Source organism: Streptomyces sp. NPDC001070, assembly GCF_053598835.1.
In genome coordinates this window covers 1-26,677 of sequence record NZ_JBSFLB010000034.1, presented here as the reverse complement: position 1 = coordinate 26,677, position 26,677 = coordinate 1, and the positions used below count along the sequence as shown (strand labels likewise).

20 protein-coding genes and 4 pseudogenes are annotated in these 26,677 nt (G+C 70.8%); 11 read left to right on the top strand and 13 right to left on the bottom strand.

Going from position 1 to position 26,677, the window contains the following annotated elements; translation table 11 throughout:
• Positions 1-3 precede the first annotated feature (3 nt).
• The 3 genes from ACWDAS_RS33165 to ACWDAS_RS33155 form a co-directional block, all read right to left on the bottom strand.
• Positions 4-384 (bottom strand): hypothetical protein, encoded by a 381-nt coding sequence (locus ACWDAS_RS33165; RefSeq protein WP_450398328.1) that lies wholly within the window; start codon positions 382-384, stop codon positions 4-6.
• 397 nt (positions 385-781) lie between these two features.
• A complete protein-coding gene (locus tag ACWDAS_RS33160; protein WP_450398413.1) occupies positions 782-3,574 on the bottom strand; it encodes an FtsX-like permease family protein in 2,793 nt (930 codons plus the stop codon).
• 5 nt (positions 3,575-3,579) lie between these two features.
• Positions 3,580-4,278 (bottom strand): ABC transporter ATP-binding protein, encoded by a 699-nt coding sequence (locus ACWDAS_RS33155; protein WP_450398327.1) that lies wholly within the window; start codon positions 4,276-4,278, stop codon positions 3,580-3,582.
• 69 nt (positions 4,279-4,347) lie between these two features.
• Here ACWDAS_RS33155 and ACWDAS_RS33150 point away from each other — a divergent pair, with 69 nt between their 5' ends.
• Positions 4,348-4,932 (top strand): PadR family transcriptional regulator, encoded by a 585-nt coding sequence (locus ACWDAS_RS33150; RefSeq protein ID WP_450398325.1) that lies wholly within the window; start codon positions 4,348-4,350, stop codon positions 4,930-4,932.
• Between the two features lie 54 nt (positions 4,933-4,986).
• On the opposite strand, the gene ACWDAS_RS33145 is transcribed toward ACWDAS_RS33150, so the two are convergent.
• Complete coding sequence (locus ACWDAS_RS33145; RefSeq protein WP_450398323.1) at positions 4,987-5,922, bottom strand: LysR family transcriptional regulator; 936 nt, start codon at positions 5,920-5,922, stop codon at positions 4,987-4,989.
• A 133-nt stretch (positions 5,923-6,055) separates the two neighbouring features.
• Between ACWDAS_RS33145 and ACWDAS_RS33140 the strand changes: the two genes are divergently transcribed.
• From ACWDAS_RS33140 to ACWDAS_RS33110, 7 genes and pseudogenes are all read left to right on the top strand, one after another.
• Positions 6,056-7,306, top strand: coding sequence for an MFS transporter (locus tag ACWDAS_RS33140; RefSeq protein ID WP_450398321.1), 1,251 nt, complete (start codon positions 6,056-6,058; stop codon positions 7,304-7,306).
• 69 nt (positions 7,307-7,375) lie between these two features.
• Positions 7,376-7,705: pseudogene (locus tag ACWDAS_RS33135) on the top strand (transposase family protein); the annotation flags it as partial.
• 253 nt (positions 7,706-7,958) lie between these two features.
• Positions 7,959-8,557 (top strand): annotated as a pseudogene (locus ACWDAS_RS33130) (hypothetical protein).
• Positions 8,558-8,742: 185 nt separating this feature from the next.
• Entirely contained in the window at positions 8,743-9,936 is a 1,194-nt protein-coding gene (locus tag ACWDAS_RS33125) for an esterase-like activity of phytase family protein (protein WP_450398319.1), read from the top strand.
• 387 nt (positions 9,937-10,323) lie between these two features.
• Positions 10,324-11,193, top strand: a complete 870-nt coding sequence (locus ACWDAS_RS33120; RefSeq protein WP_450398317.1) for an LLM class F420-dependent oxidoreductase — start codon at positions 10,324-10,326, stop codon at positions 11,191-11,193.
• Between the two features lie 357 nt (positions 11,194-11,550).
• A complete protein-coding gene (locus ACWDAS_RS33115; protein ID WP_450398315.1) occupies positions 11,551-12,330 on the top strand; it encodes an aminoglycoside adenylyltransferase family protein in 780 nt (259 codons plus the stop codon).
• Between the two features lie 79 nt (positions 12,331-12,409).
• Positions 12,410-12,913: an AAA family ATPase gene (locus tag ACWDAS_RS33110; protein WP_450398313.1), complete on the top strand. Its 504-nt coding sequence runs from the start codon at positions 12,410-12,412 to the stop codon at positions 12,911-12,913.
• Positions 12,914-13,030: 117 nt separating this feature from the next.
• Here ACWDAS_RS33110 and ACWDAS_RS33105 read toward each other — a convergent pair whose 3' ends face one another.
• From ACWDAS_RS33105 to ACWDAS_RS33075, 7 genes are all read right to left on the bottom strand, one after another.
• A complete protein-coding gene (locus ACWDAS_RS33105; protein ID WP_450398411.1) occupies positions 13,031-13,834 on the bottom strand; it encodes an aminoglycoside phosphotransferase family protein in 804 nt (267 codons plus the stop codon).
• 690 nt (positions 13,835-14,524) lie between these two features.
• On the bottom strand, positions 14,525-16,009 hold the full coding sequence (locus ACWDAS_RS33100) for a long-chain-fatty-acid--CoA ligase (protein ID WP_450398311.1): 1,485 nt from the start codon (positions 16,007-16,009) through the stop codon (positions 14,525-14,527).
• A 17-nt stretch (positions 16,010-16,026) separates the two neighbouring features.
• The gene (locus tag ACWDAS_RS33095) at positions 16,027-17,760 is read right to left on the bottom strand and encodes an aldehyde dehydrogenase family protein (RefSeq protein ID WP_450398309.1); all 1,734 of its coding nucleotides are present in this window, start codon (positions 17,758-17,760) and stop codon (positions 16,027-16,029) included.
• A gap of 37 nt (positions 17,761-17,797) precedes the next feature.
• Positions 17,798-19,123, bottom strand: coding sequence for an MFS transporter (locus tag ACWDAS_RS33090; protein WP_450398307.1), 1,326 nt, complete (start codon positions 19,121-19,123; stop codon positions 17,798-17,800).
• 49 nt (positions 19,124-19,172) lie between these two features.
• Positions 19,173-20,093, bottom strand: a complete 921-nt coding sequence (locus ACWDAS_RS33085; protein ID WP_450398306.1) for a TauD/TfdA dioxygenase family protein — start codon at positions 20,091-20,093, stop codon at positions 19,173-19,175.
• A gap of 123 nt (positions 20,094-20,216) precedes the next feature.
• Positions 20,217-20,819, bottom strand: a complete 603-nt coding sequence (locus ACWDAS_RS33080; protein WP_450398304.1) for a TetR/AcrR family transcriptional regulator — start codon at positions 20,817-20,819, stop codon at positions 20,217-20,219.
• Between the two features lie 58 nt (positions 20,820-20,877).
• Complete coding sequence (locus ACWDAS_RS33075) at positions 20,878-21,243, bottom strand: nuclear transport factor 2 family protein (protein WP_450398302.1); 366 nt, start codon at positions 21,241-21,243, stop codon at positions 20,878-20,880.
• A 691-nt stretch (positions 21,244-21,934) separates the two neighbouring features.
• Between ACWDAS_RS33075 and ACWDAS_RS33070 the strand changes: the two genes are divergently transcribed.
• Together ACWDAS_RS33070 and ACWDAS_RS33065 are read left to right on the top strand one after the other, a co-directional pair.
• Positions 21,935-22,882: an SDR family oxidoreductase gene (locus tag ACWDAS_RS33070; RefSeq protein WP_450398301.1), complete on the top strand. Its 948-nt coding sequence runs from the start codon at positions 21,935-21,937 to the stop codon at positions 22,880-22,882.
• Positions 22,883-22,999: 117 nt separating this feature from the next.
• The gene (locus ACWDAS_RS33065) at positions 23,000-23,476 is read left to right on the top strand and encodes an N-acetyltransferase family protein (protein WP_450398299.1); all 477 of its coding nucleotides are present in this window, start codon (positions 23,000-23,002) and stop codon (positions 23,474-23,476) included.
• 14 nt (positions 23,477-23,490) lie between these two features.
• Here ACWDAS_RS33065 and ACWDAS_RS33060 read toward each other — a convergent pair.
• Positions 23,491-23,722, bottom strand: a pseudogene (locus ACWDAS_RS33060) (helix-turn-helix domain-containing protein); the annotation flags it as partial.
• A gap of 427 nt (positions 23,723-24,149) precedes the next feature.
• On the opposite strand from ACWDAS_RS33060, the pseudogene ACWDAS_RS33055 reads away from it, so the two are divergent.
• A pseudogene (locus tag ACWDAS_RS33055) lies at positions 24,150-24,688 on the top strand (GNAT family N-acetyltransferase).
• Positions 24,689-26,169: 1,481 nt separating this feature from the next.
• Here the strand turns inward: ACWDAS_RS33055 and ACWDAS_RS33050 are convergent.
• Positions 26,170-26,391, bottom strand: a complete 222-nt coding sequence (locus ACWDAS_RS33050; protein WP_450398297.1) for a hypothetical protein — start codon at positions 26,389-26,391, stop codon at positions 26,170-26,172.
• Positions 26,392-26,677 lie beyond the last annotated feature (286 nt).

The window sequence follows — 26,677 nt, the reverse complement described above, 5'->3', positions numbered from 1 at the left end:
TGCTCAGGCCTCCCCCAGGATGATCCTGCGCAGCTCCGGCAGGTACCGGACCACCGGATCACCTTGAAACGACAGCGGGCCGGACCGGAGAACCGTCGCCCCGAACCCGGGACCATCTGGCCGCGGACCGTGTACTCCTGCAGGGGTTCCGTCGCCGCTGACATCAGGTGATGTGGCGTAGACCGGGCCCTTGTAGCGCAGGGCGCCCACCGTCTCGGCACCGACCGCGGCGCAGCCGAGAAACACCAGCGCAGCGGCGTCCAGGTCGTGATCCCGCGCCGCCACGACCACGTAGCGCGCGTTGTCCGGATTGTTCCGTGCGATGACCACCCGCCCCTCGTCGACATCCAAGTGCAGGAGCAGGATGCGATTGCCGTCCGACATGGACCGCAGTCTGTACGGCCGGGCAACGCGATGGCAACCACGTTGGGAAACACGGGACTTGGGCGAACGTCCATCACCGCCGTCGATCCGCCGCACACTTCCACGTGGGGTGCCGGCTGCCGCGGACGCGTCAGCGACGTGCCGACGCCCCGGACGGCGTCGAGCGATCCCACCGGGCGAGGTCGGCCGGCCGTGGCCCGTACACAACTGCGCCCGGAGTCCCGAAGCGGCCGATGTCGGTGCGCAGTGGAGCACCACCGGTCCGGCCGCCGTCAGGTCGGGGTCGGACTTGTAGAGGGCGTACCGGGGCTCCGGCCGTCGTGCGGCCCGGGCGCTCGGGCCCCGGGCCGCAGGACGGTCGCCACGCGGGTGACGTCCCCGCCGTTCCCGGCCGCCGTCACCCGACCGCCAGCAGGTGGGCGGGGGCGATGCGTGACTGGGCGCGGACCGGGAGGGCCAGGGCGGCGCAGACGAGGGCCACGGCGGCCAGGGTGGCGAGCAGCGCCGCGCCGCCGACGGCGGGGAGGCGTCCGTCCAGCGTGCCCCAGCCGATCGCGAGGACCGTCCCGAGCCCGGTGACCGCGCCGGTGAGGCCGCCCACGAGGGCGAGCAGGGCACCTTCCCAATAGCTGAGCCGGGCGAGTTCGCGGGACGTCCAGCCGGTGGCGCGCAGGACGGCGAGGTCGGCGGCGCGCTCACGCATGGACAGGACCAGGACGTCGACGGCGCCGGCGGCGCCGAGGAGCAGCGACAGGGCGACGCTCAGGTAGTCCGCGGTGCGGGCCTGTGCGACGACGGCGTTGCCCAGCAGTGAGCCGGCCACCTGGCCCCGGAAGCCCAGGGTGAGGGCGAGCAGGACGGTGAAGGCCGCCACCGCCAGTGCCAGTCCCGCCGCGCCGAGCGCGGTACGGCCACGTACCCGCAGCAGGTTGCGTACGGCGAGTCCGCGGACCGAACGGACGGGCGCCGCGCGGCCGGTGGCGGTCACCGGGGGCATGATCGAGTCCAGGGGCCTCAGCCGGGTGGCGCGCCAGGCCGGGAACAGCCCGGCGGTGACCGCGAGCAGCAGCGAAACGGGCAGCACGAGAGCCGCCTTGGTCCCGGCGTCTGGCAGCTTGAGCACCAGGCCCAGGACGTAGGCGAGCACGGCGCCCGCAGCTCCCGCGCCGAGGCCGATGGCCACGAGTTCGCCGAGGATGAGCCGGAGGATCTCCGGCGGGCTCCAGCCCAGGCAGCGCAGGGTGCCGATCTCGGTGCGGCGTGATCGCACGGAGGCCAGGGCTGCTTGGGCGAGGAAGAGCGCGCAGACCACGAGGACCAGCACGAACAGCACGGCGCTCTTGGCGTCGACGGCCTTGAGGATGCGCAGGGCCACGCCCTTGGCGGTCCAGCTCTCGACGACGTCGACTCCGGGCAGCGCGATGGTCTGCGGTGCCGGTGAGCTGCCGATGGTGATGTCGACCTGGAGGCCGGGGTACGCGGTGCGGATCCGGCCCGCCACCGCGTTGACCCGTGCCTGGGAGGCGGGGTCGACGCCGGTGACGCCGGCGACCCGGATGCGGATGGCGCTGATGGGGGCCTTGTCCTGCACGGTCGGCTGCCTGCGGCTCTTGGTGAGGACGGAGAGCGAGTCCAGGGAGGTGAGCATGGTGGGCGGCGCGGCGAGGTAGCCGCCGAGATTGCGGTCGGGGCGCAGCGGCCGGTCGTGCAGCGCCGTCCGCCCGGCCTCGTCGGCGCCGGTGACCTGGGGCGCGCGGTAGGTCTCCAGCGGCACCTCGGAGAGCGAGGAGAAACCGGGGAGCTTGGTGGCGTCGTAGCGGCCGACCGGGTTCAGATACGGGATCGGTGTCCTCCCGTAGTCCTCGTGCCCGCACGTCCGGGTGCCCCAGCAGGCGGTTCCGGGGTGGCTGACGACCTCGCGGAACTGGGTGCCGGTGTTCTCCTCGGGCACGAACTCGACGAACTGGCGGTCCTCGTTGGTGCGCCACACCTCGGAAGACTGGTCCGCGCGGGTGCGCGGGGCCAGGCCCGCCTCGGCGTGGCGGTAGTCGACGGGGCCGACCGTCCAGTAGCTGTCGACCTGCTGGGGGTAGAGGGTCTTCCCGGGGAAGCCCTGCTCGAGGTCGGCGCTGACGCGTCCCACCGGCTTTCCGCGAAGGTTGTTGACGAAGTCGTGGGCGGCGGGGCTGCCGAGCTTCGCGCGCAGGGCCGCGGGGTCGCCCGCGTCCAGCCGTTCCACCGTGGCGTTCACGCTCCCGGAGGTGAGGACCTGGTCGCTGAGCACGGTGGGGATCGTCCAGTAGGGCAGGTTCGACCACTCCTTTCCGCCCCAGACGGGCTTGTCGCGGTCGGTGAGCATACGGCCGGAGGTGATGGCGCGTCCGAGACCGACCAACCGGTCCTCGGCGGCGGGGTCCACCGCGGACAGCAGCACCGGGTAGGAGACCGGGATCTCGGCGATCGCCTTGTCCCGCCCCGACCGGCAGGTGAGCCAGGCGTTCATGTCGGGGTCGAACGGCGACATCTCGCGGCGGTCCTCACGGATGAGATTGGGCTTGAGGGGCCCGAATCCACCGTCGTCGGTGTGCTCGACGTGGACGTCGGTCTTGTTGTGGTTGTAGTACCAGCACACCGGATAGTTGCGGTGGTCCGCATGTTCCTCGAGCAGGCCCGGAAACGTGGAGTCGGAGAGGGTCTTGGACGGCTCGATCGGGTTGCGGCTCAGGTACACGTACTGGTCGGCGGTCCGGTAGCGGCCCAGGCCCGCGGTCAGGGTCGGCTTGATCCGCAGTATCTGGGCGGGCGCCGTGCCGTCCAGAAAGGACGACACGTCGACCTTCAGCGTTCCCGGCACCATCAGGTAGCCGACGTTGGCGACCGGCGCGGCGACCTCGATCCCGGGCATCTTCTTGATCCGGTCGTACTGGCCGAGGCCGATGCCGCCGAAGATCCCGGACAGGAAGTTCGCCTCGACCAGTCCGTCGCCGCGCTCGACCGCGGTCTGGCTCGCATGGGGGCGCACCAGGACGTCGTACGCGGAGCGGGCGTTCTTCCGGACGGTCTCGGTGGTCCGCGCCTGACTGGTGGTCACCGTAGAGGTGAGCAGGGTGAAGCTGGTCGCGGCCACGAGGATGCCGGCGGCCAGTGCCAGCGCGCGGGCCCGATGGCGCCGCAGCTGGGAGCAGATCATGGCGATCACGGGCGGAGCCCCCCGAGCCGGTCGAGGACGTCGGCCGCCGGCGTCACGCGTTCGTCGGCCACGATCCGTCCGTCACGCAGGCGCACGATCCGGTCGCAGCTCGCGGCCACCTCGACGTCGTGCGTCGCGACGAGCAGCGTCATCCCGTACTGCTCGGTCAGCGAGAGCAGCAGGTCGATGATCTCCCTGCCGGTCGCGCTGTCCAGGTTGCCGGTCGGCTCGTCCGCGAGCAGCAGACCGGGCCGGTTGATCAGCGCCCGGGCGACCGCCACGCGCTGCTGCTGGCCGCCCGACAGCTCCGAGGGCAGCGCCCCGGCCCGCTGTGCCAGGCCCACGGCGTCGAGGAGTTCCATGGCGCGGGCCCGCCGGTCGAAGTCCACCCGGCGGGGCAGCACTGGCGCCATGACGTTGTCCAGCACGGTCAGCGCGGGCAGGAGGTGGAAGCGCTGGAAGACGAAGCCGATCCGGCGGCGATGGGCGTCGAGCCCGCCCGGTGTCAGCGCGGTGCCGTCGACCTCCACCGTGCCGGAGTCCGGCAGGTCCATGCCGCCGACCACGTGCAGCACGGTCGACTTGCCGGCGCCGGACGGGCCGGTCAGGGCCACGGATTCGCCGTCCCCGATCTCCAGGTCGACGCCGTCCAGCGCGACGACTCCCGGGTGCCGGCGGGACACGTCCCGCAGGGTCACGCTCATGTTTCCGACCACCCCTCCTGCATTGCGGCAATGCAGGGGTACATTGTCACAATAGAGAGGGGATGCAAAATGCCACTGCACCACGCGGTGCTCGCGCTGCTGTCGGAGGGGCCGAGCCACGGCTACGAGCTCAAGGGCCGTTTCGAGGACGCCATCGGCCCGCAGTGGGGCGGCCTCAACATCGGGCACCTCTACCAGATTCTGGACCGCCTGGTGCGCGACGGCCATGTCACCCGGTCCCAAGTGGCACAGAGCGACCGCCCCGACAAGACGCGCTACACCCTCACCGCGCAGGGCCAGGACGAGTTGCACTCCTGGGCGACCACAGCGTGGGTCCGCACGGGCGGCTTCCGCGACGAGTTGTTCCTCAAACTGTTCGGCGCCGCCTCACTGGGCTCCGACGCCGTGCACGCCCTGGTGGAGACCCAGCGCCAGACCTACCTCTCCGAACTCGCCGGTCTCACCCGCCTGCGGCGCGGCCACACCGACGACCCGCTGGTGGCCCTCCTCATCGACGCCGCCATCGCCCACACCAAGGCGGACCTGGAACTCGTGGACAGCGCCGTCCAGCGGCTCGCGCCGCTCACGCGACCCGGTGTCGCCTCGCACGGAGCGGCGGAGGAACCGGATGCCCGCGAGCGCAGGGCGACGTAGTGCAAGCCCCGCGCCGCCGCGGTCCTGCCGGGATGATCGTGGACGCGGCGGCGTTCAGTGCGGAGTCACCCAGCCCGGTGTCCAGGTCCCGGCGACGTCGTGGCCGGACGCGGTCGCGGCGAGGTGGGCGCGGAGGGTGGCCAGCGCCGGGTGGGGGTTGTCGCGGTGCCACAGGAGCGAGTGCGGGTAGACCGGTGTCGGGTCGGTCACCGGGATGCGGCGCAGGCCGTGGCCGGCGGGCCAGACGAGGCGGGTGTCCCCGCCCATGAAGGTGGCCAGAGCCGGGGTGTCGGCGACGGTGTCGAGGAGCGCGTCGGAGCCGAAGTTGGGGCCGGTCGCCTCGATGGTGAGGCCGAACTCGGCGACCAGGTCGTCGTAGTAGGCGGCCCACTCGGTACCGGGGACGATGCCGGGCATCCAGATCCGGTGCCCGGCGAGCTGGGCGACGGTCACCGACCGGGCGCCCGCCAGCGCGTGGGCGGGGCCGGTGAGGAGCTCGAGCGGTTCGTCGAGCACCCGGACGGACTCGATGTCCTCGGGAAGGGGCCGGCCGGGAGCGGCGACGGCGCGGAAGGACGCGTCGATCTCACCGGACCGGATGGCGGCGACGGCCGTCTCGATGTCGAACAGCATCACCACGTCGAGCTCGATCTCGGGGTGCGCGCGGTGGAAGGCCCGCATCAGGCCCGACGCCGCGCCGCGCGAGGCGATGATGTCGACGCGCAGCGGACGGCGGCCGGTGCGCACCGACGCGACCGCCCGCTCGGCGACGCGCAGCAGCTCGCGCGCGTGGGGCAGGAACGCCTGACCGTCGATGGTGAGCTCGGCGCCGCGCGCGGTACGGGTGAACAGCCGCACGCCGAGGCTGCGCTCCAGCGCGGCGATGCGCTTGGAAACGGCCTGCTGCGTGACCGCCAGTTCGGCGGCGGCCTCCTGGAACTGCCCCGCCTCGGCGGCGGCGACGAAGGTCCGCACGGTCTCCAGGTCCATACCGACACCCTAGGGCCACAACCGTTCGTTGTGGCCGATGGCCCCGCGGTTGTTTGATCCCAGGCCGTGGGTCTCGCTTTGATGACTCCGATCGCGGATCGGTTGTGCGGGGAGTTGGCGAGAGGCATCGGGCATGGGGAGCGGGCACCGGCTGGGGCGGCGGTTCGGGTGGCTGTGGGCAGCGTACGGGACCAGCGCGCTCGGCACCTGGCTCGCCTTCGGCGCGTTCCCGCTGATCGCCATCCGGGTGCTGCACGCCGGACCGGCCGAGGTCGCCGCGCTCTCCTCCGTGGGGGCCGCGGTGGGCGCGGCCGTGGCGGTGCCGCTCGGCCCGTGGGTGGAGTTCCGCAGCAAGCGGCCCGTGCTGATCGCGATGGACCTGGTGCGATTCGCGGCGCTGCTGACGATCCCCGCCGCGTTCGCGCTCGGCGTCCTCACCTTCCTCCAGCTCCTGCTGGTCTCGGTCGTCGTCGCGGCGGCCGACATCACCTTCCGCGCCACCTCCGGCGCGTACGTGAAGACCCTGCTGCCGACCGGGGACCTGCTCGTCGCCAACGCCCGATTCGAGTCCACGGCCTGGACGACCACGATCATCGGACCACCGCTGGGCGGCGCGGCGATCGGGCTTCTCGGCCCGGTGGCGACGGTGGTGGCCGACGCGGTCAGCTACCTGCTCTCGGCCCTGGGCATCCGCGCGACGGGCGGGAACGAGCCGCGGCCCGAGCGCCGGGAGGCGGCGCGCCTGCGCACCCGGGACCTGCTCGACGGCTGGCGGTACATCCTCGCCGACCGGGCGCTGCGTCCGCTGTTCTTCAACACCGCCTTGTTCAACGGCCTGGTGATGGCCGTCCAGCCGTTGCTGGCCGTCCTGATGCTCGGCCGACTCGGGTTCGCACCGTGGGAGTACGGCCTCGCCTTCGCCGCGCCCTCGATCGGCGGACTGCTCGGTTCGCGGCTGGCCCCACCGCTGGTCGCCCGGTTCGGACAGCACCAGGTCCTGGTCGCCATGGGGGCGCTGCGCGCGCTCTGGCCCATCGGCCTGGCCCTGCTGGGACCGGGCACCGGAGGACTGCTACTGGTGATGGGCGTCGAGCTCGGCATCATCTTCTGCTGCGGGATCTTCAACCCCGTCCACGCCACCTACCGCCTCGAGCGCACCGCGACCGATCGGGTCACCCGCACGCTGTCCGCCTGGGCGGTGACGACCAAGGCCTCGACCGCGCTCCTGACGGCCGTCTGGGGCGTGCTCGGAGGCCTGCTCGGCCCGCGTACGGCCATCGGCCTGGCCGGCGTGCTCCTGCTGGCGACCCCGCTGCTCCTCCCCCGCCGCGCGGCAGCGCGTCCGCGGGAACCGGAGCCGGAGACGGCACCGAGCCGCACCTGACGGAGTGCGCAGTCATGACGGGCATCCCGCGCACACTCACTCAGGTGGACGCGGCCGTATCTCCTCCGTCCGACCGGGCGTCTGCTGTGGGCCTCGGCCGCCCTGCCGGGTGCGGTCCACGACGTCCGCGCCGCCCGCACCCACGGCATCGTCGACGCCCTGACCCAGGCGGACATCTCCTGCTGGGCCGACAAGGCGTATCAGGTGGTGCGGGTTCCCTACCGCGGCCGCTGGGAGTAGCTGTCCGCAGGCCAGCAGGCCGTCAACCGCTCCCACGCCAATATCCGCGCGCTCGGCGAACAGGCCATGGCCACCCTCAAGACCTGGCGACTCCTGCGCAAGCTCCGATGCAGCACCACCCGCATCACCGCACTCGTCCAAGCCGTCCTCACCCTCCACCGCAACGCCCCAGCCCGAGGTTGGGAAAGGCTGCGGCTGCGCTGTCAGACCTCCGCACTACACTCACGCCCCGTGGCTCCTCGGGGAGCCGAAGGTGTCCGGGATCCTGGCCGGGGCAGCGACGTCGAACGACGCACCCAACCACCGGCGCCACGTGACCCGGGGTCACCACTTGGCTGGCTGGCGGGCCGTGGCGAAGCCGCGAGCAGCGGGTCGCCGAACTGTCCGTGGCTGTACGAAGAAGGGAAACAGTGTGAACACCGAGAAGGTTACGGCTCGACGTCTTACGGCCGAGGAGGTCTCGGAGTTGGGTCTCCAGGACTCTGTCTTCGTCTCGGCGGAGATGGAAGGTCTTCCTCTCGACTGCTACGCCCCGGCATTCCTCACGAAGTCGGGTAAGAATTTCGAGGGCGGGTCCTTCACCGCAAGGACGATCTTCGGTGAGGAGATCCATCTCCTTCCGGACGACGCCGAAGGGCGCGGCATATGGGTGGCCGACGAGGCAGGGGAGGAAATCGAGGTTCTCCAGAGTGCCGGCGTCCTGCTGAACCTCGCCCTCTTCGTGCCCGACGGGAACCAGGCGTCCCTGGAATCGCTCTACACCGCAGCAAGGGAAGCGTTCGGCGCGGGAATCGTTCAGCGCTGGAACGAAGAAGTCGTCGCGGTGCCGGATGTCAAGGTCGACCTCTTCGAAGAGCAGACCCGCGGACGGAAGAGCACGGGCGGCCAGAACGCGACCGCCGCGCCCTGGACATCTACCCCACCCGAGTGCGGTTCATGGAACCCAGCGCCGGCTGGAGGTTCGTCCTCGAACCGCACCAGGAGCACATCGACGACACACCCACGATCTGAGCCGGCAGCAGTCCGCAGCAGGACACTCACCGGAACAAGGCCCCCTCCACGACGGAGGGGGCCGTACGTCGCTGCTTCCGTCCGACTCCGCCTTCGCGCAATGATGTTCAACGCGTCATCCCGTCCGAGCCCGGCCTTTGCCTTCCGTTGAACGTTCCGCCATCCGGCGTCCCTACCGTGCGGCCATGAGAAAACTTCTGATCATGCTCAGTGCCGCCGCACTGACCGTCGGACTCGCTTCGCCCGCCGTTGCCGACCGCGACCACGCGGACTTCGGGCAGGCCCGGCTGACGGGCTTCGCGTCCCTTGCCGCCGAAACGTTCGTGCCGGGCAGCGAGCCGTCGGGCTCGGCCATCGGGACGGGCCCGTTCAACGGCATCGCGGTACCGTTCGCGGAGCAGCCGATCCAGGGCTTCAGCGGCATCGTCAACCGGCATGACGGCAGCTTCGACGTCCTGTCCGACAACGGATACGGCAACAAGGCGAACAGCGCGGACTTCCTGCTCCGCGTCCAGCGCCTCAAGCCCGACGTGCGGACCGGAAAGGTCAAGGTACTCGGGGGCTTCAACCTGAGCGACCCCTACCGCCGCGTGCCGTTCCCGCTCACGCGGCCCGACCGCAAGCTGACCGGTGCCGACTTCGACGTCGAGTCCATCGTGCGGGCCTACGACGGCACGTACTGGATGGGCGATGAGTTCGGCCCGTTCCTGCTGCACTTCTCGCCGAACGGGCACCTCCTGCAGGCGCCGATTCCGCTGGCCGGGGTGAAGGCGCCGGAGAACCCGTACCTGAACGGCGAGCAGCCCACCACCAGCAGCAGCAAGGGCTTCGAGGGCATGGTCCGCTCGGTCGACGGCCGCCACCTGTACCCGCTCCTTGAGGGCACGGTCAACGGCGACACCCCCGGCGACCTGCGCATCAACGACTTCGACCTGCGTGCGGGCAAGTACACCGGCAAGCGCTGGATCTACCGCCTGGAGTCGCCGGCGAACGCCATCGGCGACGCCATCGCCGTCGACAGCCACCGCTTCCTCATCATCGAGCGTGACGGCGGGCAGGGCGACGAGGCCCAGTTCAAGCGCATCTACCTCGCGGACACTCGCGACCGCGACGACGACGGCGTCATGGACAAGACCCTGGTGGCCGACCTGCTGAACATCGCGAACCCCAACCGCATCGGCGGCTTCGGGACGACCTTCCGCTTCCCGTTCACCACGATCGAGGACGTGGTCCTGCTCGACGACCGCACCCTGGCGGTCATGAACGACAACAACTTCCCGTTCTCCTCAGGCCGCACCCCGGGCAAGGCGGACGACAACGAGTTCATCACCATACGGCTCTCGCACCGCCTGAACGCCGACAAGCGCGCGTTCATCTGATCCCCGCCCGAATCGCCCCGCCGGCGGCCGGACCTCCGGGCGCCGGCGGGCCCGTACGGGTCCTGGAAGACCGTTCCCGACGTGCCGCCTGCGAAGCCGTCGAGCGGGGCTGGTGGGCACTGCAGGCGGTCGAGCCGGGCACGGACCACCCGCCCCCGCGCCGACCTGCGGTGCCAAAGCCCGAAGAAGGCACTGGAGTCCACGGACGGGCACCGCAACCGGTGCCATCAAGCCCACAAGACTTCCGCCCGGGGCCGGGACGACAGCTCGAGCGGCGGCGGCGACTTCACCCGTCCGAGTGGCATGCCGCGCTGCCTCCACGCGTTGCCTGCCATGCACCCGAACGCGTCCGCACTTCGCACCTAGGGTGACGCCAGGAGGTGGCGGATGCGAGTGGGGTTGCATGCGCTCGGCATCGGTGACGGTGCCCGTCCGGAGGTCATCCGGGCGGTGGCCACAGCGGCGGAGACGCACGGCTTCGCCAGGCTCTGGTGCGGCGAGCACGTGGTGCTCGTGGACGCGCCCGACTCCCGCTACCCCTACTCCGTGGACGGCCGGATCGCCGTGCCCGCGGACGCGGACTGGCTGGACCCGCTGCTCGCCCTGACCTTCGCGGCGGCGGTCACCAGCCGGATCGAGCTCGCCACCGGCGTGCTCCTGCTACCCGAGCACAACCCGGTAGTGGTCGCCAAACAGGCCGCCACACTAGACGTGCTCTCAGCCGGGCGCTTCAGCCTTGGCGTCGGGGTGGGCTGGTCGGCCGAGGAGTTCGCCGCGCTCGGGGTCCCCTTCGCCCAGCGCGGGCGGCGCGCCGAAGAGTACCTCGCCGCGATGCGCACCCTCTGGGCCGAGGATCCGGCCTCCTTCTCAGGGGAGTTCATCCGCTTCGACGCGATCCGGGTCAACCCAAAACCGTTGCGCGGCGGCGGGCTCCCGGTCGTGGTCGGCGGCCACAGCGACGCCGCCCTGCGTCGCGCGGTCACGCTCGCCGACGGCTGGTACGGCTTCAACGTCGCCGCGTCCGACGTCCGCTCGCGCGTCGCCGTCCTCACCGACGAGTGCGCCCGCCAGGGCCGCGCCTTCGACGAGCTCACGGTTGCCGTCGCGTTGAGCGACGGCACACCGGAGCACCTGCCCGCCCTCGCCGCGGCGGGCATCACCGAACTCGTGGTCGTCGGCGCACCTCCGCCGGCTCCCGACGCGGCGGCCACCTGGGTCTCGGAACTCGCCCAGAGGTGGATTCACCGGATGCAGTGATCGGGTCCGGTCGGGGCACGAGCCCTCACGCACCTGCCGACGCAGACAGTGGATCAACAGCGCACGGCCGGGAGCACCAGCGGCACGCAAGCAGCGCGCGCCGCAGGCGGCCCTCCTCATGGCCTCATGGACGGCCGGCCCACACCAGGCACGGCTCGGAGCGTTCGGCCGGCGCCCAACTCCGATTCGATCTCCAGCCGGGTAACCCAGCGTTACCGATCACAGAACTTGAGCCAGAACCACTACTGGGGTCTTCGGTTCGGGGTGACGTCATGACGGGCACCGTCATGACGACGTCACGTAGGCAACGTCAGTAATGCCGTGCAGTCGGCCCAGGCGCCGGGAGACACTGGCGCTGTGGATCAGATTCAGGAGATCACGGGGCTGGTCGGCGGTGTGCTGGGCCCAGAGGCCGTCGGCACCTACCTCCACGGGTCCTCCGTGCTCGGCGGCCTCAGGCCTGCCAGCGACGTGGACGTGCTGGTCGTTTCCCGGCGGCGGATGGACGAGCGGGAGCGACGGGCACTCCTCGGTGGACTGCTGGGGATCTCCGGCTCCCGGAACAAGGCCCGTCCGGTCGAGCTCACTGTGGCCGTCCAGTCCGAGGTGCGGCCGTGGCGGTACCCGCCGACCGGCGACTTCCTGTACGGCGAGTGGCTGCGCGCCGAGTACGAAGCCGGCAAGATCCCCGGGCCGGAGCCGATGCCTGATCTGGCCCTGCTGATCACCATGGCACTGGCCGGCGACCACCCCCTCACCGGCCCGCGCCCGGCGCAGGTCCTCGACCCCGTCCCGCACGCCGACCTGGTCCGGGCGAGCGTTGCGGGCATCCCCGGCCTGCTCGACGACCTGGACGGCGACACCCGGAACGTCCTGCTGACCTTGGCCCGCATCTGGACCACACTCGCCACCGGCGAGATCAGGTCGAAGGACGCCGCTGCCGACTGGGCCCTCGCCCAGCTACCGCCCGGGCACCGCCCCGCCCTCGAGCACGCCAGACAGCTCTATCTCGATTCCCGCTACTCCGAAGAGAGCTGGAGCGACGCGCTACAGGCGCAGGTGCGTCCGCATGTGGACCGAGTGCTCGCCGAGATCGACCGGTCGCGCACCCGGACCCCGCGCCATGAGGGCCGCTGACTCAAGGCCTCGGGTGTCAAGCCCGACGCCCGCGTCCGCCGCGGAGAGGGGGGGTGTCTTTCGGGCCTGACCTGGCTCCGTGACGCAGCGACTGAACACGGTGGTTCTGATGTGTGGTCCTCCGGGGGCCGGCAAGACCACCTACGCGATGGGGCTGGTGCGACGCGGTTACGTGCGGCTCTCGATTGACGAGGTGGTCTGGCAACGACTCGGGCAGCGCGACGCCGGCCTGGTGCTGGAGGCGGAGGCGTTCGACCGGCTCAAGGAGGAGGTCCGTCGCGAGCAGCGGCAGGAACTGGTCGAGCTGATGTCGGCCGGGCGCGATGTGGTGGTGGACTACAGCTTCTGGAGTCGTGCCGCCCGCGATGACTGCAAGGCTCTGATCGAGAACCACGGGTGCCGCTGGGAACTGGTCCACCTCAAGGCCGATCGGACGACGTTGGAGCGTCGCCTCGCAGTGCGGAACGGCGAGGAAGGCGCCAACTCCGTCACCGTGGATGAGACGCTGTTCAGCCGCTACCTGGCCGACTTCGAGGAACCGAACGGTGAGGGTGAGCGGGTCGTCGTGCAGTCCTCGGCCTGAGGACCTCAAGCCGTTCGGCGGGGTGGGAAGGCCCGGGAGGAGCCCCGTCGAGAAGGTGCTCCTCGACGGCGGTCCCCGGTCCGAATCCGCCGGGGCCAGGTGCCGCCGGATCATTGATCAGCGGAGGGGCGGGAAGAGAGCCTCGGCGACGATCCGACACATCTGCGGATCCTCGGTCAGGCCGATCCCCAGGGCCCACAGCCAGTAGTCCACCGTGCGCACCAGCGTCCAGACGCGTACCCGGTCGGCATCGAGGTCGGCCGTCTCGACGAGGGCGGCCAGGCGCGTTCGGATGCCGGCGACCCCGTCCATGTCCCGGAATCGCCGCCAGATCAGCGGCGCCACCGCGTACTCGGGATCGCCGGTGAGCGGCTTGGGGTCGATGACCAGCCACGGCTCGCGGGCGCCGGCCAGCACGTTCTCGTAGTGCAGATCACCGTTGACCAACTGCCCCGCCGTTGTGGGGCCGTACTCGGCGGCGAGGCCGGCCGCCGCGTCGACCAGTCGCCGGGGGAAGGGACGACCGAGCTGCTCCCACTGGAGGTTCAAGCGGTCGGGGAGTCCGGCGGCGAGATCTCGCAAGCTGCCAAAACCGGGCGGGGCCGGGACCGAAAGGCGCCGCAGCAGGAGCCCGGCGGCGGTGACCGCCTCGTCGGCGTCGACTGCGGAGAGGGTGCGGCCGGCGTCGAGTCGCTCCAAAAGCAGCGCTCCCGCGGCCGGTTCGTGGTCAAGGAGCAGCACGGCCCCGTGGCCGTCCCAGGCGGCAAGACCCAGGGCCTCATGCAGCGTCGTGGCGTCCTGCCATGACACCTTGAGCGCGCAGGGCTCCTCGCCACGCCGGACAGGGACGACCAGGCCCAGGTGACCGTGGAGCGGCGCGCCGTCCACCGCCAAGCCCCATCGTGCACAGAGGCTCTCCACCAGTGCGGGCAGGGAGTCGACCCACTCCTTGCCCCTTCGGCCTGCACGGTTCACTGCCGCGGTTGCGAAATCTGCGGGAACGTCGATCACGACCCCGATCCTGCCAGGACGTGGCCGGCCCGCCCACCGACGGGCGCGGTCGACAGGCTGCAAGCCACGACGGCTTCGCGGCCGACGTGGGGAGGCTGTGGGCTGGAGTTGCAATGAACGACTCAGTCAAGCGCCGCCGTACTCGGATCGTGGGGTGCCAGCCTGGCGGAGTGAGGCTGCTGAGCTGGGCTGAAGCCGACCTTGGCGACCCGGTCCGGATGCCCGTGGTTCCCCGCCATCACCCGCCGTCCCCTGCCTCATCGGGCACACGTGCGGCACGCTCCAGCGGACCTGGTGTCTGCCCCGTGGGCTCGACGACTCGCCTTGGGCGCATCTCGTCGTCTTCGCCGCTGCCTGCTGATGCGCACTCTGGGCGGTGTTGCAGCCGCGTCAGATGACCTTCCGGTGAGTTGAGGCGTTCCGGCCGTGACCGGTGAGCGAATCGGTGGGCGCTGCGGGCCTTTCCGGCGAGCCTGCCAGGTCGGGGACGGGCCCGGGGCCTCACCGTCGCCGTCCGGTCGGACCCGACTCGCCACCCCGAAGACCCGTCCTGTCGACCGCGTCGTCGGCGCACTGGACGACCTCGGCTCCAGCGACCGGTCAGAGCGCGGTGGGAGCGGCGATCTGCCGCTTGAGGATCTTGCCGGTCGGGCCCTTGGGGAGGGCGTCGACGAGCCAGACCTCTCGCGGGTACTTGTACGGGGCCACCCGGTCACGGACGAAGTCCCGCAGCTCACCGGCACCGATCGCCGGGGTGCCGGGCCGCAGGGCGACGACGGCGGCGATCTCCTCGCCGAGGGCGGGGTGCGGGATGCCGATGACGGCGGCCTCCGCGACGGCGGGGTGCTCGTACAGGACCTCCTCGATCTCGCGCGGGTAGACGTTGCAGCCGCCGCGGATGATCAGGTCCTTCTTGCGGTCGACGATGTAGTAGTAGCCGTCGTCGTCGACCCGGGCCAGGTCACCGGTGCGCAGCCACCCGTCCACGATGGTCTCCGCGGTCGCGGCGGGGCGTTCCCAGTACCCGGCCATCACGTTGTGGCCGCGTACGCACAGTTCACCCACGCCGTCCTCGGGGTCGAGCAGGCACATCTCGACGCCCTCGATCGGGGTGCCGACGGAGCCCGGCTTGCGAGGCCGGTCCGGGTGGTTGAACGAGGCCACCGGGGAGGTCTCGGACATGCCGAAGCCCTCCAGGACGGCGCAGCCGTAGGCGGTCTCGAAGGCGTGCAGGACCTCGACGGGGAGCGAGGCGCCGCCGGAGGCGCACAGGCGCAGGGAGCCGACGTCGTGCTGTTCGGGGGCCTCCAGGCGTGCCGCGAGCATCGCGGCGTACATGGTCGGCACGCCCTCGAAGATCGTGACCCGTCGTTCCTCGATGGTGTGCAGCACCTGAGCGGGGTCGAACCGGGCCAGCAGGGTCAGCCGGGCACCGGCGGTGACCGCTGCGTTCATGGCGCAGGTCTGCCCGAAGGCGTGGAACAGCGGAAGGCAGCCCAGGACGATGTCGTCCGCGGTGATCCGCATGAGGGTGCGTGCGGTGATCTCGGCGTTGCGTGCCAGGTTGGCGTGGGTGAGCATCGCGCCCTTGGGGGTGCCCGTGGTGCCGGAGGTGTAGAGGATGACGGCCAGGTCCGTACCGTCCAGGGCCGCGGCCGGTGCCGGGTCGCGGTGTCCGGCCAGCAGGTCCTCCAGTGCCCCTGGGGCGACGGGGACGACGGTGGTCGCGGTGCCTTCGGCGCCGGCGCGGGCCTGGTCGGCGACGTCCTGGTGGGCGAAGAGGATCACCATGCCGGAGTCGCGTACGTAGTGCGCGATCTCGCGCGGCTTGAGCAGCGGGTTCATCGGAACGACGACGCCGCCCGCGCGCAGGATGCCGTAGTACAGGGCGGGGAACTCCGTCAGGTTCGGCAGCATCAGCCCCACGCGGTCGCCCGGGCGCACGGCGTCCGCCGTGAGCAGGGCGGCGGTGCGTCCGGCGAGGGCGTCGAGTTCGGCGTAGGTGAGTGTGTGGTCGCCGAGTTCGACCGCGAGGCGGTCGCCGTGGGCGTCGGCGGCACGTGCGAGGAAGTCGGTCAGATGCATGGGGTGGCCGTTTCTGGTCAGCCGCGGAGCGCGGAGGCGAGGAGGGCGGGCAGCCGGGCGATGCCGGGGGCGGCGGTGAAGCGGGTGAGGCGTTGCAGGGTGGCGAGGCCGGTGCGGCTGGTGACGAAGTACGGCGGGCGCGGCGAGAGGGACGGGGACCCGGTGAGCAGTCCGCGCGGGGCGGGTGCGAAGGGCGCGCGCAGCACGGTCTTCTCGACGCCGTCGAGCATGAAGGCGTTGTGGACGAAGCCGATGCCGCTGCCGATGGCCTGGCGGGTGTGCCCGGGATGGGCGCCCCAGGGGGTGTAGCCGAGCAGGAAGCCCACCCCGGACCAGCAGTTGACGCCGAGGGTGCCGTACCGCAGGGAGGCGATGGCGCGTTGCACGGCGGCCGCGGCCGTCTTCTCCGTCCGTGGGTGGACGATGAGGGTGGCGCCGAGGGTGCCGGGAAGTGTGTCGTTGGCGAAGTCGACGGCGTGGCCGAGGAATTCGGCCGCGGTCGCGCCCGGGAGGCGGACGACGCCGAGCGCGCTGGCGAAGACCTCGGCGGTGAGGAGGACGTCGTCCGGGTCGGTGATGTCCGGCACCAGGATGCGGCTGCCGTCCCCGAGCACTTCGGCCTCCGGGTGGGCGTCGCGGACGGCGGCCAGGCGCCGGTCGGCTCCGGGGTAGTAGTCGGCGCGCGGGGGCAGCCGGCGCAGGACGGTGCGGATCTCGTCGAGGAGGCGGTCGCTGCCGGCCCAGTCGCGGGGCAGGAGCAGGACCTGGCCGGCGATGCAGTTGTGGCCGGAGTTGATCATCTTGCTGGTGACGATGTGTTCGGCCTGGAAGCGCACATCCGCGTCGCTCCAGGGTCCCGGGACGACGATGCAGGGGCTGACGCCGCCGAGTTCGCTGGTGAACGGCTTGTCGATGAGCGGCGTGTCCTGTTCGCGGCGCTGCCCGGCCCGCTCGTCGGTTCCCCACACGATGGCGTCGTGGGTCCTGTCGCTGCCGGTGACGTGGATGGTGTCCACGGCGTCGTGGGTGGTGAGGTGGGCGCCCTCGGCGGCGCCGCCGTCGACGAAGCGCACCCAGCCGGATGCGGTGAACTCGGCGAAGACCTGCTCGAAGTGGGGGCGCAGGTAGGCATTGACCGGGTTCATCTTGGCGACCACGACCTGGCCCTGGACGTAGAGCTTGTGCAGGATGTCGAGCGCGGTGATGGAGGCGACGTTGCCCGCGCCCAGGACGAGCGCGACGCCCGGCTGCGGCGGGGAGCCGCGGTATGCGCTCGCGGCCGTGGCGAGGACGCCCTCGACCGTGGTCCCCGCCTGCATCCGTACCTGGGCCGAGTAGCCGCTGAGCAGGACGCGGTCCCAGACCGTGGCGGGGAAGACGTCGACCCGTACCCCGTCGTCGTGGCGGCGGACGGCCGCGGAGTGGACGGGGTCCTTGCCCGCGGCGATACGGCGCAGGACGTGCAGGAGGGCGCCGGTGTTCTGGGCGAGCGCCCAGGGGCCGCCGGCCCAGTCCTCGGCGGCCCAGGGTGAGTCGGGGGCGTATCCCTTGGCACGGGCGCCGGCTCCGGCCACGTCGGCGGCGCCGTCGACGATGCGCTGCATGAGCCGCTCCAGCAGGCCGATGCGCTCGCTGAGCGGGGTGGCGGCCCAGGTCCCGGCGTTGCGGCGCAGTTCATTCACGGCTCGGTCGAGGGCGGCGGTGTCGAGTGCGGTGGCGTCGGGGGTGGGGGTGTCGGGGGTACTGCTCACGTCACTCCTTGGCGGGGCGAACAGGGGCGAGGGGGCGTCATGCGGCCAGGCGGCTTGCGTCGCGGTCGGGGTCGATGAGCGTCACGGCGGCGATTCCGCCGAGCAGGAGCAGCACACCCGAGAGCAGCAGTGCGTGGCGGTAGCCGGCCGCGCCCTGGGTGTCGACCAGGCGTCCGGTGAGGGTGGGCGCGATGAGGCCCCCCGTGGTCACCACCGCGTTCATCACCCCCAGGGCACCACCGCGGCGCCGCTGGGGGGCGAGTTCGGCGACCGTGGTGACCGCGATGTTCGTCATGACTCCGGCGATCCCGAACGCGACGAGGAGGAGCACCACGGTGCCGGGTCCGCGTGTGAGGCCGGGCAGGGCCAGGCAGCCCAGCGCGGAGATGATCAGTGTGATGCCGCCCACGCGGGCGCGGGCCCACCGGCTGCTGACGCCGCGTCGCAGCAGCCATCCGGTGAGCCCGGCCTGTCCGAGCAGGGCAACGGCGTTGACCGCCCAGAGCAGCGCGATCAGGTTGGCCGCGGTGGTGGTGGAGTAGCCCAGGCCGTCGTGCAGGTAGGAGGGGACCCAGACCAGCAGCAGGGCCACGCACCAGTAGGTGCCGAGGTAGGCGGCGGTGGCGCCGATCCAGGTGCGGGTGCCGAGAACGCGCCGGTAGGGAGCGTCGTCCTGGGCATTTGCGTCGGTGCCGGGCCGGCCGGCCTCCGTGTCCCGGGCCTGTGCCGCGGTGGTGCCCAGGTAGCGGCCCTCGCCGCCGAGGGGAGCCCACGCCACCGCCCACAGCACACCGGCCACCGCGACCAGGCCGAAGGCGGCACGCCAGCCGTGGTGATGGATCAACCAGGTCAGACCGGGGGCCGCGATCACGACGCCGAGCGTGGTGCCGACGGTGATCAGCGCGCCGGGCAGATTGCGGCGCTTGTCCGGGAACCAGGACAGGGCGCTGTGCTGGGCGACGGGGAAAGCGGGCCCCTCGGCGGCTCCCAGCAGGATCCGTGACGCGACGAGCATGGCCATCCCGCCGCCGAGCGCCATCGGCAGTTGGGCCACCGACCACAGCAGCGCCATGACCAGCAGCAGCAGGCGGGGCCGTATGCGGTCGGCCAGCAGCCCCACCGCTGCACCGGAGATGGCGAACAGCAGGAAGAACGCGCTGTTCGCCAGGCCGAAGCCGGTCGCCGACAGCCCCAGGTCCCGGCGGATGGGGTCGGCCGCCAGCCCGAGGACGGACTTGTCGGCGAAGTTGACCATCATGAAGACGACGAGGAGCGCGGTGACGGCCCACGCGCGGCGTCTGTGGGCGTGAGGTGTTCTTCGGGGCGGGGCGGGCTGGACGGGTGCGACGTCGGTGTCGGTCACGGTGGCTCCGCGGTGGATGCTGCTGGAGAGCAGGAAGGGTGGCGGGGGGTCAGGAAAGCGGGACGCCGGCGATCGCGATGCGTTCCATCACCCGGCGCCGGGGGAAGTAGTCGTTGATCGCGTAGTGCTGGGTGGCGATGTTGTCCCAGATCGCGACGGAGTCGGCCTGCCAGCGGAAGCGCACCTGGTACTCGGGGACGCGGGCCTGCAGGACGAGTTCGTCCAGCAGCTGCCGGCTCTCCTGGTCGGACAGCCCCAGGATCCGCACGGTGAACGGCTCGTTGACGTAGAGCAGCTTGCGCCCCGTGCGCGGATGCCGGACGACGACCGGGTGCTCGACGGGCGGCAGGGTGACCCGCAGGGCCTGGACCTGGTCCGGCGTCATGAGCGCGCCCCAGCTGGGCACCCAGTCGTGCACGGCGGTGAGCCCCTCGATCCGGGACTTGAGGTCCTCGGACAGGTTGTCGTACGCCGCCCCCATGTCAGCCCACATGGTGTCGCCGCCGGCGGGCGGGATCTCCACCGCGCGCAGGACCGAGCCCAGCGCGGGGGCGGCCATGAAGGAGTGGTCGCTGTGCCAGATGTTCTCGCCGCCGGCGGTCATGGCGTCCTTGGCCAGACGCGAGACGCCGGCCATGTCGCCCTTGGGGAAGAAGGGGTTCGGCTCCGGCTCGCCCCAGATCCCGGCCAGGGCGAGCTGCGCCTGCGGGGTGAAGTCCCGCTGGCCGCGGAAGAACACCACCTTCCACTCCAGCAGGGCCTGCCGGAGCTCCTCGGCGAGCTCCTCGTCGACCGGCTGCGCGAGGTCGACACCGCTGATCTCCGCGCCGATGTGCGGGGTGAGGGGCGAGAGCCGCAGCCGGCGGTACTCGAAAGGAGCCGTCCCCGGCGCGGTGCGCTCCAGCACGCGCGGGCCGTAGTGCATCAGCGGCTTGTCGACGGCAGGTCGGGGGGTGGCAGGGGCGGACATGCGGGCCTCCACGGTCGCACCGGAATATCGTTACCGGAAGTATCGATATTGAGGTGTGGAGGGGCAAGAGCCGACCGGAAACTTTTTTCGGGGCGGGAGCGGCCCGAACGGCCGCGGCCCGGCTCAGGCCGGGCGGCCCACCGCGCGGCCCACAAGATCGATCAGATCGTCCACGAGCCGCTCGTCGGGCAGCTCGCGCTCGGCCAGCAGGCGGTAGACCAGCGGCGCCGCCACCAGCGTGGCCGCGGACCGCACATCGACGTCGGGCCTGACCTCGCCACGGGCGATCCCGCGCTCGAGGATGCTCCGGGTCTCGCCCATCATCCGTCCGACGAACTCGGCGTACACCCCGCGAGCCCCGCCGTCCTCCGCGGCCGCCCCGATCATCTCGGCCATCAGCCGGTCCGTACCCGGCCGCCGGTAGGCCGCCAGGCGCGCGGCGAGGACCTCACGCAGCTCCGCCCGGAAATCGCCCAGGTCCGGTACGGACAACTCGCCGATCCGCGCCTCGGCTGCCGCGATGACCAGGGCCTGCTTCGTGGGCCACCGCCGGTAGATCGCCGGCTTGCTCACCCCGGCGCGCGCCGCGACGGCATCCATGGTCACCGCCGCGATGCCCTGCTCCGTCACCAGCTCGATCACGGCGTTCAGGGCGGCACTGGTCACCCGCTCGTTCCGCGGGCGCCCCGGGCCCCGCTCGGCCTTCTGCGCCTGTGTACCGACCATGGTCCGAGCATACGGGCCGCCCCTGGACGGCCCGCCGGGTACCGTGCCGCGCCTTCGCTCAGCCGGCCGAAGTGCCCTGGTGGAAGTACATGCGCCAACCCGTTTCCGTCAGACGCCACAGGGAGCTTCGCCATGCCCGGCGTCCGCCGTTGTCAGCCAAGTACGTCAGGTGCACGACACCCGGAGCGAGCACGACGCCTGACATCTCGCTGACCTTGACCGGCGACTCCGGATCCACTGAGCCGGCACTCGTCACGGTGAGGATCGATGTCGCGTCCCACCGGCGGCCAGATGCCCCGAACTCGACGAACTCCGGGTCCAGCAGCTCCGAGACAAGGACCGGCGAAGCACGCACCTCAGGATCGAGAAGCCTCAGCTCTGCATCAATGGCCGCCTGAACAGCTCGCTCACTCTCGTCTGCCACACCCGAACCCTACGTCCACGTGCCGTCGCCTCTCATCCACATCCCCGGCCGGCCCGATCAGCGACTGCCGTCCAACCCATGCGCAAGTGCTGTCACTCGCGGTCGGGGTCGGTCAGCTTGATGCCGTCCGGGGTGATGCCGGCGCGCCGAAGGAACTCCGGCAGATCAGCCGGGCGGTAGGCGAGACCCAGGATCTCGCCGCTACCACCCGACTCACGTCCCCAGGGTGCGCTGTCCCGGACCGGGGCGCATCCTTGAACCTGCGGCCCCGTCCGACCTACCTCCACACATACGCGCTCCGAGCGGGGTCGCCCGGGCGTAGGCGCTCACCGCCAAGGCGCTGGAAGCGGTGGGGCCTCCATCGGCCTCCCGTGGTGCTCACCGTCGGAGGCCGCCGCGTCCGGCCGCCATCACCCTCCTGCCTGCTTCGAAGTACGATCTGACCGAAGATCACGCCTACGGCTCCGCCGATGGGCTGCGCACCTGCAGCCGACGCGCACCGCTGGGCCATCACGCCGTCACAGCGAAGGGCTCCGTCGGCGCACACCGTGCCAAACAGCAGGCGGTGCCTGGGACCCGCAGCTTTGAGTGGTGATTGCCTCCCACTCTCAGACCGCCTCACCGCGCTCGAACAAGAACGAACAAGACGCAGATGACGACAAGCGCCGTCGGCGGCGGGAAGGAGCCAGGCGTGAGGGACATCACTGGTGCCGGCGCACGCGCCCGCAGCGCCAAGGGTGCGCTGGAAGGGCGCGTCGCTGTCGTCACCGGTGCGGCTCGAGGTGTCGGCGAGGCACTCGCCCGGAACTTGTCGGCGGCCGGCATGCTGGTCGTGCTGCTGGGCCGCGAGGAGAAAGCCCTGTCCCAGGCGGCAGCCTCCCTGCTCAACCCGAGCATCTGCCTCGAGGCGGATGTCACCGACCGCGCCGCACTGGATCGCGCTGCCCGGCGGGTGGGTGAGGAACTCGGTCCTGCCAGCGTGGTGGTGGCCAACGCGGGTATCGCCGTCGGGGGGCTTTTCGCTCAAACCGAGGCCGAGCTCTGGCAACGCGTCATCGACGTCAATCTGGTGGGGGCCGCGAACACCGCCAGAGCCTTCCTGCCCCAGCTCACCCGCACCCGCGGCTACTTCCTGCAGATCGCCTCGACCGCCGCCTTCTCCTCCGCACCCTTGATGAGCGCCTACTGCGCCTCCAAAGCCGGCGTGGAGTCCTTCGCGCAGGCGCTGCGCGGCGAGGTCGAGCCCGACGGCGTGACCGTCGGTATCGCCTACCTCCACTGGACCGGTACCGACATGATCACCGGAATGGATGATCATCCGGTGCTGCGTTCCCTGCGGCGGAACCAGCCGGCGTTCGCCCGCCGCGTCCACGCACCCGATCAGGTGGCTGACTGGCTTGCCACGGGTATCGCGCATCGCGCCCACCATGTGTACGCGCCACCGTGGCTGCGCTGGTGCCAGCTGTTGCGGCCGCTTTTCCCGGCGGTGGTCTCCCGGGTCGCCCGACGCGAACTGCGTTCGCTTACCCCGGCAGAGCTCGGGGCCGCCACCGAAGTCATGGGGGCAGGCGGCCGCGCCGATTGGGATGCCTTCACCTCGCCCGTCCGATCACAGCCGCCGGAACGCCCGCCCACGTGATCGCACGTTACTGGCATCGGCTCTTCGGGGTGACGATTCGTTGAAGAGCCCAGCGGTAGCCCTTCGCCCGACCGAAACCACGTGACAGCGACTTGATCGGAGACCGAGGATGTCGCTGTGATCAAGATACGAACTGCTTCCACTGACGATGCTCCGCTGCTTGCAAGCCTGAACGGCACCGTCCACGAGCTGCATGTGGCACACCGTCCTGACTTGTTCGTCGACTCGCCTGAGCAGGATGCCCTTGAAGCGTTCTTCGTAGCCCGGCTGACCGATCCCTCAACCACCGCCTTCGTCGCCGAGACCTCAGACGGCAGAACCGTTGGGTACGCCCAGGCTCGAGTCGTGAGCTGGGATTCCAGTGCACTGGTCCGATCGGACCTAGTCGTGGTTCTTGATCAAATCGCGGTGGTCCCCGATGCCGGCGGCATGGGCGTCGGCTCGGCGCTGCTCGAAGCGGTGCGTGAAGTGGGACGCAAGGAAGGTTGTCGACGCCTGGTGACTGAAGTCTGGGACTTCAACGAAGGCGCTCGTGCGTTCTACGACGCTACTGGCTTTCGTCGCATGAACGTTCGACTGGATCAGCTGCTCTGACTCGGAAGCACGATTAGGCAGCGCGCTGACAGCTTGCACCGATGACCCCTTCGCCCGCGTGAGGCCAGCGCCACTGTCCCGCCCTCCCGCCAGGCCTTCTGCCACCCGTAGGCCGACTTTCGAACTCACCCGCAACCTGCGGGCGACCTCCGGCGAAGCGACTTCCTGGTCGAACAACCCGGCGGCCTCCAACCGCACTGCCTCGCGACGCCGACGGCCCTTTTTGTGTGGCTGACTGACGGTCATCGGCGCGGTACGCCATGCGTATGCGCTATGCGGATGGGGGCGGGCTGACGGCGACCGGCCAGCCACGCTGTCTGACGCAGGTCAGCCAGGATGCTGTGCATGGCCGAATCTGAAGAGGGCCCAGACGTGGTCTCGTTCCGCGAACTGGCACTACGACTCAACACCGCCGGGATCGCTGATGGGGATCTTTGAAAACGGCCGGGGCCGCTCCTCGCCCCACTTGGTTGGTCTGCGAGCTGGACGGGGAAGATGGGGAGCGGAGAGCGGTCCTTGATCACCAGAATGTAGGCTTTGGCCATACCTGGTGACCGACGGATGGATCGGATCGGGACGGCGCGGCCCCGTTGGTGAGTGTGGGACCCGGGCCGTTGGCCTGATCGGTCCGCGAGTCTTGATCGTTGCCGAGCCTGCTGATTAGTCGGTCGGCATGACTGATCTTGGACCCGTCGCCTGGCCGCCTGCCCCGATCAAGACCGAGCGGCTCGCGCTCCGAGAGCCCGAGGCCCGGGACCGTGCGGCGTTCATCGAGCTGCTGGCGTCGCCAGAGGTGCACACCTACCTTGGCGGCCCCCGGCCGCGTGACGAGCTTGAGCGCGAGATGCCCGGGTTGCCCGAGCGGTGGCCGGGGAGTTACGTCGTTGATCTCGACGGGTCGATGATCGGCCAGATCCTGCTCAGGAGGCAACGGAGCATCGTCGCCCGGCTGCTGCGGGGAAGGCCGATCTCGGCTACCTGTTCCTGCCGCGGGCATGGGGATTCGGGTACGCCGCCGAGGCGTGCGCGGCGGCACTCGATTGGTTCGACGGCGTCCTTCCCGGCGAGCCGGTGGTGCTCACCAGCCGAACCGCCAACGTCGGCTCGATGCGCCTCGCGGCAAAGCTGGGGTTCACCGAGGTAGAGCGGTTCCACGCCTGGGACGCCGAGCAGTGGCTCGGCTTGCGGTCCCCGGTCACGCCGTCCGCTTGAGCTCGTGCTCGACGGCCTCGGAGCCCCAACGCGACAGGTACTGCTGGGACGGAGCTCAGCGCTGTCGAAACTCGTGGACGAAGCCGCGTTGTGGGCCCGCCGACCGTCAGGTCGACGAGCCCGGTGATCAGTGAGGGTCAGTGGACGACGGTCACGGGGTCCTTCGCAGCGGAACGATGTCGGGGATCGTGGTGGGGACGGAAGGGCGGGGCGGCTTCAGGGGTCGCGAGCAGCGCGACGATGGTGACCGGCAGGTTGCCGGATCACCGGCCAGTCGGGTGGTGATCGACCAACCGCCTTCGACGACCGGCAGCCGGCACGTTCACACGAATCGAGCGATCCCGGAGAGGGCCGCCCCCAACGTCCGACCGAGGGGGCGCCGACCCTGAAACAGGACAGGCCCCCGTCGCTTCGCCGCGGGTCTCCTGCCCGAGGGCTACGCGGGGGGTGGAGGGGGCCCTTCACCCTCGGGTGCTGCGGCCAGCTTCACGCCCGCCAGGCGGGACCACAAGCCGCGCGACCCATACGAGTGTGCGGGGCGCGCTCTGCACGCATCGAGGGCCAATGGGTGCATTCGCGGCGCAAGTGTCAGCGAGAAACACCCATCTTGCCGGCCGTCCACTCCTCGGCGGAAACGAGTAGGTGAGCGACCTACCTCACGCCCCTGACCTGGGCTCGCTCCCATCGGCCTCGTCGTCGGTCGTCGTCAGTCGTCCCGGGGCGCCCGCGCACGGTCCAGGGAGCGCTGTGCGCGCCGCAAGCGGGCTTCGAGTACGGGCAGCCGGCTCGGCCCGTTGGACCGTGGCGTCCGCAGCATCGAACTGCATCTCGGAAAACAGACGGATCACCCGCAGGCGTGTCAGATCTGGCGACAGCTCGAACGTCTACGATCCGCGGCATGGGTGGCGTCGCTGTTCCGGAATCTCTCGCTGACCTGCAGCGAGCGTACGACGCGGCCCGGAAAGCAGTCCGCGGTCATCACCGGGCGACAGGTCCGGTGCTGGAGTGGACGGAGGAGCAGCGGGCCGAGTGTGGTGCGCTCCACAGCAAGTGGGGGAGGTTGCGGCGGACCTCCGCGCGGCCATTGAGGAATCCGGCTTGGACACGGAGCACGGCGCGTACGAGCTGCGGCGCGCGCTGCGGCGGGCCACGTACGGCGAGGACCACACCGGCGACCGCCGCACCGGAGGCGGCCCGCTGCCGGCTGCGAGACCACCGCACTCGTGGGAGCTAAGTTGCCTTGGGTTGCACGGCACGCGTGCCCGAGGCGGGCTCCTGTACATCCTCGGGCAGGAAGGTCTCGCCTTCCCCGAAGTCCGGGGCCTGGAAGGGGTTTGTCGTCGGGGTCGGCGATGCTGCAGTGGCACAGCGGGGTCGCCCTTCCAGGGCGGAGAACAGCGACGTCAGATCGATGAGAGGTTTCCCTTCCGTAACAGGACCCCCTGAAGGGGCCTGGTGTGCCGTGACCCGGCACAGCGGTCCTAAAGCTTGGTCATCTTGGCGTACGGGCTCAAGATCCGCATTTGCGCCGAGCCGAAATCCACGAGCGCCGCGGTTCCGTCGTCTATGCCGATCACCCGGCCGAGACCATAGATGTCGTGTGTGACCTGGTCACCCACGGCGAAGACCTTGGGAGCCGGCGTGACCGGGGCCTTGAAGGGGCTGGTGGGCAAATGACGCTTCGGTGCAGCAGGCTTTGTCATTGTCCCCAGTATGCACCTACGAAATGTGTCGGTGGCTGACTCCCAGGGGCAGGAGTAGCTGATCGTTGTACTTCACTCCGGCAAGAGCCGGGCCAACCGACCGGCCGGCAGACGGGCGGGGCAGCCGCGTGGGAGGCCGAACCGGACGTACCCTTCGTGGTGTCTACGGCGTCACATAGCGGGCGCCAATCACTGGAGGCAATACCTCATGCTGATCGCTCAGCGCCCCTCGTTGACCGAAGAGGTCGTCGACGAGTTCCGCTCCCGGTTCGTGATCGAGCCGCTG

Excerpts from the sequence above, each read along its gene's own strand:
- ACWDAS_RS33165 (WP_450398328.1), bottom strand. The coding sequence starts at position 384 with ATGTCGGACGGCAATCGCATCCTGCTCCTGCACTTGGATGTCGACGAG.
- ACWDAS_RS33160 (WP_450398413.1), bottom strand. The coding sequence starts at position 3,574 with ATGATCTGCTCCCAGCTGCGGCGCCATCGGGCCCGCGCGCTGGCACTG.
- ACWDAS_RS33155 (WP_450398327.1), bottom strand. The coding sequence starts at position 4,278 with ATGAGCGTGACCCTGCGGGACGTGTCCCGCCGGCACCCGGGAGTCGTC.
- ACWDAS_RS33150 (WP_450398325.1), top strand. The coding sequence starts at position 4,348 with ATGCCACTGCACCACGCGGTGCTCGCGCTGCTGTCGGAGGGGCCGAGC.
- ACWDAS_RS33145 (WP_450398323.1), bottom strand. The coding sequence starts at position 5,922 with ATGGACCTGGAGACCGTGCGGACCTTCGTCGCCGCCGCCGAGGCGGGG.
- ACWDAS_RS33140 (WP_450398321.1), top strand. The coding sequence starts at position 6,056 with ATGGGGAGCGGGCACCGGCTGGGGCGGCGGTTCGGGTGGCTGTGGGCA.
- ACWDAS_RS33125 (WP_450398319.1), top strand. The coding sequence starts at position 8,743 with ATGAGAAAACTTCTGATCATGCTCAGTGCCGCCGCACTGACCGTCGGA.
- ACWDAS_RS33120 (WP_450398317.1), top strand. The coding sequence starts at position 10,324 with ATGCGAGTGGGGTTGCATGCGCTCGGCATCGGTGACGGTGCCCGTCCG.
- ACWDAS_RS33100 (WP_450398311.1), bottom strand. The coding sequence starts at position 16,009 with ATGCATCTGACCGACTTCCTCGCACGTGCCGCCGACGCCCACGGCGAC.
- ACWDAS_RS33085 (WP_450398306.1), bottom strand. The coding sequence starts at position 20,093 with ATGTCCGCCCCTGCCACCCCCCGACCTGCCGTCGACAAGCCGCTGATG.
- ACWDAS_RS33080 (WP_450398304.1), bottom strand. The coding sequence starts at position 20,819 with ATGGTCGGTACACAGGCGCAGAAGGCCGAGCGGGGCCCGGGGCGCCCG.
- ACWDAS_RS33050 (WP_450398297.1), bottom strand. The coding sequence starts at position 26,391 with ATGACAAAGCCTGCTGCACCGAAGCGTCATTTGCCCACCAGCCCCTTC.